Annotated in this window: 11 protein-coding genes; all 11 read left to right on the top strand. The window is 66.5% G+C overall.

What is annotated here, in order from left to right; translation table 11 throughout:
• Positions 1-16 precede the first annotated feature (16 nt).
• Complete coding sequence (locus ABZ857_RS19845) at positions 17-529, top strand: sigma-70 family RNA polymerase sigma factor (protein WP_256862628.1); 513 nt, start codon at positions 17-19, stop codon at positions 527-529.
• Positions 526-1,545 (top strand): zf-HC2 domain-containing protein, encoded by a 1,020-nt coding sequence (locus ABZ857_RS19840; protein ID WP_357044830.1) that lies wholly within the window; start codon positions 526-528, stop codon positions 1,543-1,545. Before ABZ857_RS19845 ends, ABZ857_RS19840 begins: the two co-directional genes overlap by 4 nt.
• A gap of 139 nt (positions 1,546-1,684) precedes the next feature.
• A complete protein-coding gene (locus ABZ857_RS19835; RefSeq protein ID WP_357044893.1) occupies positions 1,685-2,050 on the top strand; it encodes a thioredoxin family protein in 366 nt (121 codons plus the stop codon).
• Between the two features lie 171 nt (positions 2,051-2,221).
• Positions 2,222-2,632, top strand: a complete 411-nt coding sequence (locus ABZ857_RS19830) for a DUF4395 domain-containing protein (protein WP_357044828.1) — start codon at positions 2,222-2,224, stop codon at positions 2,630-2,632.
• Entirely contained in the window at positions 2,629-3,468 is an 840-nt protein-coding gene (locus tag ABZ857_RS19825) for a sulfurtransferase (protein ID WP_357044826.1), read from the top strand. The genes ABZ857_RS19830 and ABZ857_RS19825 overlap by 4 nt, the downstream gene beginning before the upstream one ends.
• Entirely contained in the window at positions 3,468-3,767 is a 300-nt protein-coding gene (locus ABZ857_RS19820; RefSeq protein ID WP_357044824.1) for a DUF1416 domain-containing protein, read from the top strand. Before ABZ857_RS19825 ends, ABZ857_RS19820 begins: the two co-directional genes overlap by 1 nt.
• A gap of 112 nt (positions 3,768-3,879) precedes the next feature.
• Positions 3,880-4,107 carry a hypothetical protein gene (locus ABZ857_RS19815; RefSeq protein ID WP_357044823.1) on the top strand — a complete coding sequence of 76 codons (228 nt, stop codon included), beginning with the start codon at positions 3,880-3,882 and terminating at the stop codon, positions 4,105-4,107.
• Positions 4,108-4,144: 37 nt separating this feature from the next.
• Positions 4,145-4,423 carry a CopG family transcriptional regulator gene (locus tag ABZ857_RS19810; protein WP_357044821.1) on the top strand — a complete coding sequence of 93 codons (279 nt, stop codon included), beginning with the start codon at positions 4,145-4,147 and terminating at the stop codon, positions 4,421-4,423.
• A gap of 34 nt (positions 4,424-4,457) precedes the next feature.
• Positions 4,458-4,694 (top strand): hypothetical protein, encoded by a 237-nt coding sequence (locus ABZ857_RS19805; RefSeq protein ID WP_357044820.1) that lies wholly within the window; start codon positions 4,458-4,460, stop codon positions 4,692-4,694.
• Positions 4,695-5,453: 759 nt separating this feature from the next.
• Complete coding sequence (locus tag ABZ857_RS19800) at positions 5,454-7,715, top strand: DUF6531 domain-containing protein (protein WP_357044818.1); 2,262 nt, start codon at positions 5,454-5,456, stop codon at positions 7,713-7,715.
• A 137-nt stretch (positions 7,716-7,852) separates the two neighbouring features.
• A complete protein-coding gene (locus ABZ857_RS19795) occupies positions 7,853-13,678 on the top strand; it encodes a polymorphic toxin-type HINT domain-containing protein (RefSeq protein WP_357044891.1) in 5,826 nt (1,941 codons plus the stop codon).
• Positions 13,679-13,737: the final 59 nt, after the last annotated feature.

Here is a 13,737-nt window from a genome sequence, read left to right as displayed (position 1 = left end):
CGTACGTGATGAGGGTGTGAGTCCAGCCGGAACCGCCGACGAGGAGCTCATACGCGCACTTTGGGAGGATCACGGAGGGCCGCTGTACGGCTACGTGCTGCGGTTGACCGGTGATCCGGGCAGGGCGGAGGACGTGGTGCAGGAGACGCTGCTTCGGGCCTGGCGGCATCCCTCCGGGCTCCAGGGACGCCCGGTTCGCGCGTGGCTGTTCACCGTCGCCCGCAATCTCGTCGTCGACCAGCACCGGGCCCGCAAGTCCAGGCCGCAGGAGACGGGGGACGAGGCGCTCGCCGTGCTGCCCGCCGACGACGAGCTGGAACGGGCCGTCGAGTCGTGGGGGGTGGCGGAGGCGCTGGCCTCGCTCAGGGCGGAGCACCGTGAGGTGCTCCTGGAGACGTACTACCGGGGGAGATCGGTGAAGGAGGCGTCGGAGATCCTCGGGATTCCGCCGGGAACGGTGAAGTCGCGGACCTACTACGCCCTCCGGGCGCTGAAGCTCGCCCTGGAGGAACGGGGGCTGGCGCCATGACCTGCGAGGAGGTGCGGATCTCGCTCGGCTCGTACGTGCTGGGGGCGCTGGACGCCGAGGAGACCGCCGAGGTCGAGGCCCACCTGGAGACCTGCGCGGCGTGCCGGGCGGAGCTGGCGGATCTGTCCGGGCTGCCTCCGCTGCTGGCCCGCGTGTCGGCCGAGGACATCGAGCGCGCCGCCGCTCCGCCGCGCGCCGTGCTCGACGGTGTCTTCGCGGGTGTTTTCGCGGGTGTCTTCGCGGATGTTCTCGCGGGTGAGGCCGGGGGTGCGGCCGGAGGCTCGGCTGGCTCGGCCGGGGGCGCGGTCGCGGCGGAGGCGCCACCCGCCCGGCGGGGGCGCCGGTCCCGTGTGCTGCTGGCGCTCGCCGCGTCCGTCGTCGTCGCGGCCGTGGGCGGCACGGCGTGGGTGTCGGCGCAGAACGCGTCGGTGAGCACGGCGGCGGGGTCGGCCGCCGCGGCTCCCGACCGGGCGAACCCCGCAGCCGGGGGCCAGGCGGCCCAGGATCATCAGGCAGCACAGGAGCGGGCGGACCAGGGACAGATTGCCGCCCAGGCGGGCCCGACCGGCCAGGCGAACACCGAAGCACTTCAGGAGCCTTTCGCCGCCCCGGCGTCGCCCGCGCCCGTGTCCTCGGCCGCGCCCTCGGCCACGTCGTCCGGCGGGGCCGCGGCGAGGAAGGTCCAGCCGCCGGCCGCCGACGCGACCGTCACGGCGACGCCCGAGGCGCGCGGGCGCAGCGGCGACGTGCGCATCGCCGTACGGCTCATGCCACACGATGGCGGGACGCAGGTCGTCGCCAGGGTCGCCGGGGTCCCGGCGGGCACGGTCTGCACGCTGCGCGCGGTCGCGAAGGACGGCACGGTCTCGCCCCTCGGCAGCCGGACCGTGGGGAGGGGAGAGTACCGAGGGCAGAAGATGGTCCTCGAAGGCTCGACGGCGCTGCGGCCCGGCCAGATCGACCGGATCGAGCTCGCCGACTCGGGCGGCCGCGTCCTGGTGTCCGCCAGGCCGTGACCTCACCGTGATCCGGCGGGGGGAATCGGCCGCGCCGGTCGTACGGTTGCAGACGGTGATGGCAGGGATCGCGACCCTCGTGGCCACGCTCGTCCTGGGCGTGGTCCTCGGGCTGGTCCTGCGACGGCGCGACGGAAGGATGCGGGCCGTGGAACACGCCCCGGTGACGAGCGGCGATCTCGGCGCAGACCTTGGCGAGCGCGCGACGCTGGTGCAGTTCTCGACCGCGTTCTGCCAGCCCTGCCGGGCGACCCGCCGGATCCTGGGCGAGGTGGCCGGCATGGTCCCCGGTGTCCGGCACGTGGAGATCGACGCGGAGTCGCGCCTCGACCTGGTCAGGCGCTTCGACGTGCTGCGCACCCCGACCGTGCTGGTTCTCGACGGGGCGGGCAACGTGGTGAAGAGGGCGTCCGGCCAGCCGCGCAAGGCCGACGTCATCGCCGCGCTCGGCGCGGCCGTGGACGGCGCGTCTCACGGTCCGTCTCATCCATCGGACAAGGTGTGACAGATGCCGAGACGGAATGTACTGTCGTGGTCATGACTCCCACGACAGAGCTGCTCACGAAGCGGCGCGCGGTGGACTTCTGCCGCGTCGCGACCTCGCTCTGTCGCATGGCCTGAGGGTGATTCCTGCGGCTCCGGCCGCGTTCCAAGAATCCTTCAGGAGCATCCCACGATGCAGATCGACCCTCGTGGCCCCCGTTTCGGCGCGGCCGTGACCACTGCGGTCCTCGCGGTCGTACTGGTCACGCAGAATCCCTGGTTGCTCGCCGCGCAGGCGATCGTCTTCGCGCTCGGCGCCACTGACGCGTCGCCGTACGGACTGATCTTCCGCCGGTTCGTACGGCCGCGGCTGGGGCCGCCGGACGAGACGGAGGACGCGGCGCCGCCGCGGTTCGCGCAGGCCGTCGGGCTGGGGTTCGCGGTGGTGGGACTGATCGGATTCGCGGCGGGGATCACCGCACTGGCCTTGGGTGCGACAGCAGCGGCACTGCTGGCCGCCTTCCTCAACGCAGCGTTCGGCTTCTGCCTGGGCTGCGAAACGTACCTGCTCATTCGCCGTCTACAACCTGGGAGAATCCAATGAGCCGCTCCGCCGTTCTGGTGGACGCCGACTGGGTCGAGGCCAACCTCGACACGCCGGGTGTCGTGCTCGTCGAGGTCGACGAGGACACCAGCGCCTACGACAAGGGTCACATCCGCGGTGCCGTGAAGATCGACTGGAGGACCGACCTGCAGGACCCGGTCCGCCGCGACTTCGTCGACAAGGCCGGCTTCGAGGCGCTGCTGTCGTCTCGCGGCATCGCCAACGACGACACCGTCGTTCTCTACGGCGGCAACAACAACTGGTTCGCCGCCTACGCGTACTGGTACTTCAAGGTCTACGGCCACGCCAACGTCAAGCTGCTCGACGGCGGGCGCAAGAAGTGGGAGCTGGAGTCCCGCGAGCTGGTCGAGGACGTCGTCGAGCGGCCGGCCACCCAGTACGTGGCCCAGGAGCCGAACAACGACATCCGCGCCTTCCGCGACGACGTCGTCGCCGCGATCGGCAAGCAGAACCTGGTCGACGTGCGCTCGCCCGACGAGTTCACCGGCAAGCTGCTCGCCCCGGCCCACCTGCCGCAGGAGCAGGCGCAGCGCGGCGGCCACGTGCCCACCGCCCGCAACATCCCGTGGTCGAAGGCGGCCAACGACGACGGCACCTTCCGCTCCGACGACGAGCTCCGCGAGCTCTACTCGGGCGCCGGCGTGGACCTCGCCAAGGACACCATCGCCTACTGCCGCATCGGCGAGCGCTCCGCGCACACCTGGTTCGTGCTGCACGAGCTGCTCGACCAGCCCAACGTCAAGAACTACGACGGTTCGTGGACCGAGTACGGCTCGCTCGTGGGCGTGCCGATCGAGCTGGGGGAGGCCCGCTGATGACTACCCAGGGTTGCGCTGCTCCTGAGCAGACCGTCGCGCTGCCGGCCGGCATCGACCTGTCCAACCAGGCCGTGATCCAGGGCGTCGTCTCCGGCGCCGGCACGGCGTACGCCCGTCTGCTGGACCACAGCGGCGAGTTCACCGGCGAGGTCGTCGTCTCCGACGAGGGCATCTTCCGCTTCTTCGCCGCGCCCGGCCAGTGGACCGTCCGCATCATCGCCGGCGGTGGCGTCACCAAGGACGTCCCCGTCGAGGCCAAGCTCGGCGAGGTCGCCCAGCTCTCGGTCACCGTCTGATCCACCGCTTCGCAGAAGGCCGGTGCGTTCCCGCGAACGCACCGGCCTTTCGCTTGCGGGTGATATTCCGTTTACGCTTCGTGACTAAACGTTTCGTATTACGTTCGGCACCATGGAGGTGCACAAGGCCGCGCTCAAGCACGGCATCGCCTACGAAGATGTCGTTCACGCGACAAGGGGGTTCCTCATTGCCTACCCCCTTGCTGACGAGGATGAAGAGGGACCGCGGCGAGAGCTGCGACTTGGTCCGGACCGTGCGGGAAACCTACTGGAAACGATCGTGCTTTGCCTTGATGACGGCCGGGAGTTGGCGATACATGCGATGCCGATGAGGCGCTAGTACCGGGACCTCTTGCGAGGGGAAGTGAGGAGGGAGCATGTCTAGGATGGACGGGGATCTTCCGACCTCGAGCGGCGTGCCAGTCACGGACGAGCTCATAGCCGCACTGGCGGAAGAAGCCGAAGCCGGATACGACGTGGATACCCTTCGCCGCCGGGGAGGCCGGCGTCCCATGGGTTCCGCCCCTGCCGATGTGGTTCCGGTGAGGCTTGATCCCGAGTTGCGCTCTGCGTTGATCACACGGGCCGAGCGTGATCACACCAGTGCCAGCGAAGTCATTCGCCGCGCACTGCGCGCATGGCTTCACGTGGCCTGATCGGTGCAAGGCTCGTCAGGGAGGCGATCGAACGGTGACAGGCGAACCGGCCGACCTCCGCGAGGCGGCGACCCGTGGGCGACGGGTCGTTCTCCGGCTGTTGGGGACTGCGACGACCTTCGTGGCGACCGACGAGATCATGGCCTTGTCACGTGACGAGCAGATGGTCGCGAAGAGACTGTCTTCGGGCGGAATCGCGCTGTTCCAGACCGAGGATCAGCTGGACCCGCTCGGCGATAGCGGCCGTTTCGCCGGGAGCGAGCAGCCCTAAGGGCCGTCTCATGCGATCCTTCCGCACGGTGTGCAGCTCCGTGCAGTTCACGTTTCTTCAGCCGCGGAGTCCGGCCCGACCGGCACAGGCGTCTTCAGAGGACCAGCCGTCCCCCTATCAGCGCCACGGTGAGCCCGGCGAGCGGTCGTGCGATCCGATTGACGGTCAGAACCACTACCGGATGCCGTCCGATCGGGCAGGGAAGGCGCAGATCTACAGCTGGCCGCGCAAGCGCGGCGGTGACGTCACCACTCGGCGGCGTTCGCTGCCGCGAACTCCTCCGCTGTCGGAGGGAGATCGGCATCGAGAGGCGGGGCCGGGGCGCTGCCGATAGAACATGGAGAGGCCGCGCCACGGCCTCGGCCTTGGCTTCACGATGCAGGAGCCGCAGGGGCTTCGCGCGACGCGTCCGAGGCGGACCCAGCTCCAGCAGGCACACCGTCTCCCGGAGATCTTCCCATTCCTTGGCGTTCAGCCCGAGCCGCGTCAGAGCGGGCTGTTTTGGGTGCTGCTTCCCTCACCCTTCCGTCGTGCATGCACGACAACCAAGCGCCTCCGTCACTCCTCGCGACAAGCCGTATTTGTTCTGCATTGCTGTTGATGGCTCCCAGCAGAAATCGGCCCCATTTGTTCTGTCAAGGGCGGATTGGGGCGGGAGATATGTGATCTTGATCACTGTTGTACGGAATGCGAAGACCGTATAGCTTCGGGTCGTTTGCTTAGAGATCACTGTGAACATGCTGAAAGTTCGCTGTGAACGTGCGGCTGCTGCGGGTGACTTCGGTGCGGGGAGGTGGCGGCGTTATGCGTCGTTGCGGGTTCGGTCTGGGTTCTTCCGGGTGGCTCAAGCGAATGATTGTGGTCATCTTGGTCGTGGCCTTCCCGGGATTGGTGCAGGCGGCCTTGCTCCCCGCTACCGCCGACCCTCACCCAGGCAAGCTCAATCTCCCTGTACAGGTGGTGGGGTCGGCCGCGGGACTACCCCATCTGGTACAGCCCGAGGTCACTCAGGCGGACGAGGTGGGGCCCGTCAAGCCTGCCGGCAAGGGCGACCGTCCTAAGGGAGCGCTGCCAGTAGAGGAGCGGTTCGACGATAGTGAGACGGTCGTCGCTCCTGCTCCAATCAGCCGTATCGCGAAAAAGGTCAAAAAGCGCACTGTGCCTCTGTCGCGTAAATGGTCGGAGACCAAGGGTTCCGCCCCTTCCGTCCCTGCGACGAACCCGTCAGCCAGCGCCCCACTTGCCCGTAGTTCTTCGGTGGTCACTTCCATGCGGTCCGGAGGCCGCGAAGTCGGCATCTCGCTCGCGGATGCTTCGTCGCTGTTGACGGAGCCGGTGTTCGTGGATGGCTCGCCTGCAGACAAGGCGTTGGTGGGAACGCTGACTCCGCTGCTGATTGGATACGGGACGGCTCCCGACGGTGGTGTGGACTACTACTTCTTGCTCTGCGACGCACCCCCGGAGACGGCCACCAACTGCTGGGAGTCCGGGCAGCAGATGGAGAACTCCTGGAAGGTGCCGTCGGGCCTGCTCCAGTGGGACAAGCAGTACTACTGGCAGGTGTATCTGATCAACCGGGTGAGCACGGAGATCTCGACGTCCCCGGTAAGAACGTTCACCACCGGTGTGCGTGAACCCACGATCACCTCGCAGCTGGCCATCCCAGGGGTGAACGGGCAGGAGTTCCACCAGCTCGCAGGCAATTACACGACGCAGTGGACGGACGCGACGGTCGCCACGGTGGGTCCTGCGCTCTCTGTGGTCCGCTGGTACAACAGCCTGGACCCCCGCGCGGATGGGATTTTCGGTGCGGGATGGACCTCCCGATGGGACATGAAGATCGTCCCGGAGAACTCGGGGACATCGCTGCTGGTGACGTATCCCGACGGGCGGCAGCTGAGGTTCGCCTCCAAGAGCGGCGGCGTCTACGAGCCGCCTCCCGGAATGTACGCGACGCTCGCGTCGGTCAGCGGGGGCGGCTGGCGGCTGATGGACAAGTCCGCCACGTCGTACCACTTCAACGCCTCCGGCCGGCTCACGAAGGTCACCGACAACCGAGGACGCTCTCAGGACCTGACGTACGGCGCGGACGGCAAACTGGCCACCGTCACCGGAGTCGGCGGTCGCAAGCTCACCTTCACCTGGAACGGCTCGCGGGTGGCGTCGGTGTCCACCGACCCCGTGGACGGCGCGCCCCTCACCTGGAACTACACCTACACCGGCGAGAATCTGACGAAGGTGTGCGCCCCGACCACCGAGTGCACCAGCTATGCCTACGGGAGCGGATCGCAATACCGGACGAGAGTGCTCGACAGTGACCCGGTCGGGTACTGGCGCCTGAACGAAACTTCGGGCACCAGCGCGAAGGACCTCGGCTGGGGCGGGGCAGTGGCGACCTACAGCAGTGTCACGCTCGGGCAGGCCGGAGCGCTCGCGGGCACCACCGATACCGCTGTGAGCACGACGGCGGGGTCGGTGAAGCTACCCGGCAACGTGTTGGCCCGGCTGTCGACGCAGCTGTCCTTCGAGACGTGGTTCAAGACCACCACCAACGGCATGGTGCTGTCCGCCGCCAGCACGGTCAGCAGCGGCCTGCCGAACCAGCCGGTGATCTACGTCGGTACCGACGGCAAGCTGCGCGCCCAGTTCCTTGAGCGGCCCGAGACGGGGCAACAGACGTGGACTCCGATTCTTCCGATCACCTCCAGCACGGCGGTCAACAACGGTGCATGGCATCACGCTGTGCTGACCGTCAACGGCACCAGCGAGACCCTCTATCTGGACGCCAGGCGGTGGGCACCCAGCCGGGCTATCAGTTCGATGCATGGCCGGCGAACGCGGCAGCCGGCAACGGGGCGATGGGCTCGTGGGCGGGTTCGTGGCCGTCCGCGCCGACGTCAGCGACGAGCACGTTCCCCTTCAAGGGCTCGCTGGACGAGATCGCCGTCTACGACCGGCCGCTCACCGCCGCTGAGGTGCAGTCCCACTTCGCCGGAGGGGCGACGCAGCCGGGCAAGCTGACGAAGATCACGCTGCCGTCAGGGCGGGTCTGGGCGGAGAACGTCTATGACGCGGCAACCGACCGGATCAAGACCCACACCGACGACAACGGCGGCACCTGGACGCTGGGAGTGCCCGTCTACGACAAGACGACCGGCATGTCGACGGTCACGGTCACCGACCCCAAGTCCGGCACGCTGACCTACGCCCACGACGCCTGGCGCGGCTACCGACTGGTGAAAGAAACCGACCAGTTGTCCAAGACGACGTCGTACGACTACGACACGGGCGGATTCCTGGCGAAGGTGACCGACCGCAACGGCAACATTCTCGAACTCACCCATGATGCACGCGGCAACGTCCTGTCGCAGAAGACCTGCAGGGCACCGGGCAACTGCCAGACCGAGTACTCCTCCTACTACCTCAACAACGGCGACAAGTTCGACCCCCGCAACGACGAGGTGACCGCCTTCCGGGATGCCAGGTCATCGTCGCCGACCGACAACACCTACGCCACCACCTGGGAGTACACCGGGTACGGCGAGGAATCCAAGGAAACCACTCCCGCCACGTCAGACTTCCCCTCCGGACGTTCGACGGTCACGGCCTACACCGATGGGACGGAGGTCGCCGTTGGCGGAGGCACCACGCCGGCCGGCCTGGTGAAGTCCGAGACCGACCCCAAGGGCAACACCACCCACTACGCCTACACGGCGGCCGGTGACGTCGCTGAGATCACCGATCCCTCCGGGCTGCGCACCAAATATGGTTATGACGCTCTTGGCAGGAAGATCTCGAGCGCCGAGATCTCGCAGGCCAACCCGGCCGGAGTGACGACCACGATCACCTATGACCAGGTCGGCAGGGTGGTCACGCGTACCGGTGCGGCCCTGAAGAACGAGATCAGCGACGTGAGCCATACGGCCCGGGTGACCTATGGCTACGACCCGGACGGCAACACCCTGACCGAGACGGCGACGGACCTGACCGGCGGCGACCCCGAGCGGGTGACCAGCTACACCTACGACACCTACGGAAACGTGGAGACGGTCACCGGGCCCGAGGGCGGCAAGGTCACCTACGGGTGGGACCGCACCGGTGCGCAGACCAGCTTGATCAACGAACTGAGCACTCGGTTCGAATATGCCTACACCTCCCGGGGTGAGCTGGCGTCCACCACGATCAAGGCCTGGACGGGCAGCCCCGTCTCTCCGTCCCCGGCGGCCGACAAGGTGCTGATCTCCTACGCCTACGACCCAGAAGGGCGGCTGGCCTCGCAGACCGACGCGATGGGCCGCAAGACCAGCTACACCTACTACGGCGACGACCTTCTGTCCCAGGTGATCGGCGACGACGTAAAGCTGAACGGCTCGGCCACCGCCCGGGACGTCATTCTGGTGTCCTACACCTACGACGCGGCAGGCAACGTCACCTCCGAGATCACCGGCGGAGGAAAGGAACGCACCGACTCGGTCTACGACGCCGCCGACCGGTTGACGTCGAAGACCTTTGACCCGTCCACGCTGGCACGCAAGACCACCTACGTCTACGACGCCAACGACAACGTCACCAGGACGACCCTGTCCAAGAGCGGAGACAGCCGCACTGAGGTACGGGAGTTCGGCTACAACGCCGATGACATCCTTACGCGTCAGACGGTGAAGAACGGCACCGAGGACCTGATCAGGACGTGGGAGGTGGACGATCGGGGCCTGGTGACCGCGGCCACCGACCCCCGGGGCAACGTCTCCGGAGCCGACCCGGCCGACTACACCACCACCTACCGCTACGACATGGCCGGGCGGTTGGTGGAGGTCAAGGCGCCGCAAGTCCAGGTGGAAAAGAACGGCGCCGCCAATGCGGCGCGCCCCACCAGCCGGTACGGCTACGACAACAGGGGGCGGCTGAGCCACCAGACAGACGCCGAAGGCCGCACCGTCACAGCAGCCTTCGACAAGGCGGGTCGTCTCACGTCGGTGACCTACCCCGCCTACGCCCAGCCCGGCGGCAGCACGCTGACGCCCAAGCGGTCCTACGGCTATGACCTGGCCGGGCGGCTGACTCAGTACACCGACCCACGCGGCTACACCACCAAGGCGGAGTACGACCAGCTCGGCAACCTCGTACGCGTCACCGATCCCGCGCCGACCGGCCAGACAGCGGGCCAGTGGGTCAGTGAGTACGACCTGATTGGAGAGAAACTGGCCACCACGGACCCGACGGGGGCCCGCCGTCAGGCGACCTACGACGACCTCGGGCGCCAGATCACCTCGACCGTCATCGAACGCAAGCCGTCCACGGCGTCCTACACCACCACCTTTGAGTACGACGACGCGGGCAACCTCACCAAGAACGTCGCACCGGGCGTCAGGACGACTAACTATGTGCCTAATGCCGCCGGCGAAATTACCTCGGTCACCGATCCCAACAACAACACCACCCGCTACGACTACGACCTCGCCGGCCGCACGATCAAGGTGACCAATCCGCGTGGCAATGCAACGGCCACCGTTTTCGACCTTGCCGGTCGGCAGATCGAGGCAAAGGATCTCGATGACACCGGGTCGACCCTGCGTACGGCGGCATTCGGCTACGACCCCGCAGGGAACCGGACCAGCGTCACCTCCGCGGAGGGCCATGTCACCCGCATGGAGTTCGACGCCACCGGCATGCTGACCAAGCTGATCGAGCCGGTGTCGGGCAGTGAGTCGATCACCACGACATTCGGCTACGATGCGACCGGACTGCGCACCCGTAGCACCGACGGCCGCGGCAATTCGGTTCTGACCGCGTACAACAGCCTCGGTTTGGCCGAGTCGCTGATCGAACCCTCGACAACGGCCTATCCGAACGCCTCAGACCGGACCTGGACCAGTGTCTACGATGCCGCAGGCAATGGGATCGCCGAACTGCAGCCGGGCGGGGTCCGGATCGACAGGACCTATGACCACCTCGGCCGGCTGGCCAAGGAAACCGGCTCAGGCGCCCAAGTCCCCACTCCGGAGCGCACATATGGCTACGACCTTGCCGGGCGGATGACCTCCATCGGCGACTACACGCTGGCCTACAACGACCGCAGCCTCCTCACCACGGTTACCCGCTCCTCCACCCAGATCGCGGCCTTCAGCTACGACGCTCTCGGAAACCCTCTCCAGCGGGTGGATACCTCCGGCACAGCGAACTTCACCTGGGACAACGGAGACCGGTTGGCGACCGCCGCCGATCCGGTCTCGGGTAGGAGCTTCACGTACGGATACGACAAGAACGACAACCTGACCTCGCTCACCTCGGCCAACCCCGGGGGCAGTCAGGCGTTCGACTACGACATGCTCGACCGGCTGATCGCCCACACGCTGAAGAGCGGCGGGGGCACCCAGATCGCAAAGATCAACTACGGCTGGGACAAAGACGACAACCTCATCTCCAAGACGACCACGGGCACGGCCGGAGCCGGAACCAACACCTACGGCTACGACCACCTCGGCCGGCTGACCTCGTGGAAGGCGCCGGACGGCAACACCACCACATATGTCTGGGACGCCTCGGGCAATCGCATCCAGGCCAGTGGCAAGACGTACACCTATGACGAGCGCAATCGGCTGCTGTCCGGTGACGGAACCACCTACACCTACACGCCCCGCGGCACCCTGGCTACTGAGACCAAGTCCGGCGCCACCCGGAACCTCGTCTTCGATGCCTTCGACCAGATGGTGAGCGACGGAGACGCCACGTACTCTTACGACGCCCTTGGGCGCATGGTGTCGCGGACCAAGTCCGGCGCGGAGCAGAGGTTCGTCTTCTCCGGACTCACCAATGACATCGCGACTGTCACCGACGGATCCGGGGTCGTACAGGCGAGGTACGGTCGCGACCCGTCTGGTGATCTCCTCAGCCTGAAGGAGGGCGCCGGCCCCGCCCTGGGGGTCATGACCGACATACACACTGACGTGGTCGCCACCTACGACGGCAGCGCCCTCATCGACTCCACCTCGTACAGCCCTTTCGGTGAAGTCGTCGCGCAGTCCGGAACGAGGCGCTCGGTCGGCTACCAGAGCGAGTGGACCGACCCCGACACCGGAAAAGTCAACATGCACGCCCGCTGGTACGTCCCCGGCACCGGTAGCTTCGCCTCCCGCGACACGTGGAACCTGCAGCCGAACCCGTCCACCAGGCTCAATCGATATGGCTACGGCGAAGGCGACCCGCTGGGCAACACCGACCCGACGGGGCACAGCCAGGACATCACATACAACTACCCCGCCATGTCGCAGCTTTGCGCGTCTGGTAACCAGGTGGCATGTCGCGCCCTGGACAACATCGTGGCAGCCGATAAGCGCGCCTGTGCCGTTTGGGGTGGTGGATGTGGGTCGGGATCCGCGGGAGGTGGAGGCGGCGGCGGGGGCGGAAGCACCAACAAGGGGAAGAAGGGCAAGAACTCCTCTGCTGGGAAGGGCAGCTCCGGAGGGAGCACCTCCGGCAAGAACGGAGCGTCTGGAACGAGGGCGAGGGGGGGACACCCCACGGCTGGTGGCAAGTCCTCGAATTACGGCTTGTCCACGGCTAAAGGGGGGCACCCTTCGCAGCGTAAGAATTCGCCGACGAGTGATAAGACGAAGGGCAAGAAACAGCCGAGCAGTAGTAACACCTCAAATAGTAAAAAGGCCTCGAAGAGCAAGAACAAGCCAAGGACTCCGACCACCAATAAGCCCTCGAGTAGAGGTAAGGCATCGGGCGGCGGCTCGAGGTCGAGTCAGGGTTCCAAGTCGAGCGGGGGCTCGAAGTCGAGTAACGGCTCGAAGCCGAGCAAGGGCTCGAAGTCGAGTAACGGCTCGAAGTCGGGCAAGGGCTCGAAGCCGAGCAAGGGCAAAGGGAGCTCTTCGAGCTCCAGCAAGACGTCCAAGTCCACAAAGAAGTCCACGAGCAGCAACAGCAACACGAAGTCGAGCGGCCCCGTCGTGGTGGACATCGACACCGGCAGTCGGGACACCGGCAGTCGGGGCAACGGTGGCGCGAATACGGATATCTCCTCCGGGCAGTCCTGCCGCAGCCTCCGGAACTGCAGCCGCGACCTCGTCGAGGACAGAATCGAGGATAATGTCGACGACATCGTCGACGACCTTATTGATGACGTCGCCCCGGACCTGCCCCAGGACTCGCCCGGTATGGGTGGCGGCGGCTGTTTCCCCAACAGTTTTCCGGCCGGAACCAAGGTCCTCATGGCCGACGGCTCCCATAAGCCGATTGAGGACATCAAGGTCGGCGACCTGGTACTCGCGGCGGACCCGACCAGTGGGGCGACCGAGGCCAAGCCTGTCACCACGCTGATCGCGGGCGATGGGACCAAGAACCTGGTCAAGGTTACGGTGGACATCGACGGCGATCGAGGCCAGGCCACGGAGTCGATCACCGCGACTGATGGGCACCCGTTCTGGATCCCAGACCTGCGCACGTGGGTCAGGGCCGGCGAACTGAAGCCGGGGACGTGGCTCCGGACCAGTGCCGGAACCTACATCCAGATCACAGCCATCGAAAGATGGACTGCTCACCAGCGCGTCTTCAACCTCACGGTCGACGATCTCCATACCTACCATGTGGTCGCAGGCGACCAGGCGATCCTCGTCCATAACGACGATCCGAGAAATGGTGGATGGTACGGAAGTTTGCAGCCTGCTGGTGATGGCAAAGAAATCAATCATATCCCGCCGCATTCGGTAAGCCCCTTCTCGCATCACATGGGCTCTGCAATTCGAATGGACAAGGCCGACCATCGGGCGGTCAATTCCACCGGGAGTAGCAATGCGGCTAAACGTTGGCGCCAGGCACAAAAAGATCTGATCGACTCCGGAGACATTCTGGGTGCGATGCAGATGGATGTGGATGATATCCGCTCCCGCTACGGGAGCAAGTATGACGACGCCATCCAGGAGATGTACGACAGTCTGGACTCAAATAAGGCGTGGCGAGACTACACGTCAGGTTGCTGACGGGGCGCGTTACGGTAGATTGCCCTCTGGAGGTGCATGGTGATCATTAGGCTCCAGCC

It is taken from the genome of Microbispora sp. NPDC046933 (genome assembly GCF_040644635.1).
GTDB lineage: Bacteria > Actinomycetota > Actinomycetes > Streptosporangiales > Streptosporangiaceae > Microbispora.
The sequence above is the reverse complement of the archived record's forward strand: the minus strand, read 5'-3'. Positions and strand labels throughout refer to the sequence as shown.

Coding starts and splice junctions, on each gene's coding strand:
- ABZ857_RS19835 (WP_357044893.1), top strand. CDS start 1,685: ATGCGGGCCGTGGAACACGCCCCGGTGACGAGCGGCGATCTCGGCGCA.
- ABZ857_RS19810 (WP_357044821.1), top strand. CDS start 4,145: ATGTCTAGGATGGACGGGGATCTTCCGACCTCGAGCGGCGTGCCAGTC.
- ABZ857_RS19840 (WP_357044830.1), top strand. CDS start 526: ATGACCTGCGAGGAGGTGCGGATCTCGCTCGGCTCGTACGTGCTGGGG.
- ABZ857_RS19795 (WP_357044891.1), top strand. CDS start 7,853: ATGTCGACGGTCACGGTCACCGACCCCAAGTCCGGCACGCTGACCTAC.
- ABZ857_RS19825 (WP_357044826.1), top strand. CDS start 2,629: ATGAGCCGCTCCGCCGTTCTGGTGGACGCCGACTGGGTCGAGGCCAAC.
- ABZ857_RS19815 (WP_357044823.1), top strand. CDS start 3,880: ATGGAGGTGCACAAGGCCGCGCTCAAGCACGGCATCGCCTACGAAGAT.
- ABZ857_RS19830 (WP_357044828.1), top strand. CDS start 2,222: ATGCAGATCGACCCTCGTGGCCCCCGTTTCGGCGCGGCCGTGACCACT.
- ABZ857_RS19820 (WP_357044824.1), top strand. CDS start 3,468: ATGACTACCCAGGGTTGCGCTGCTCCTGAGCAGACCGTCGCGCTGCCG.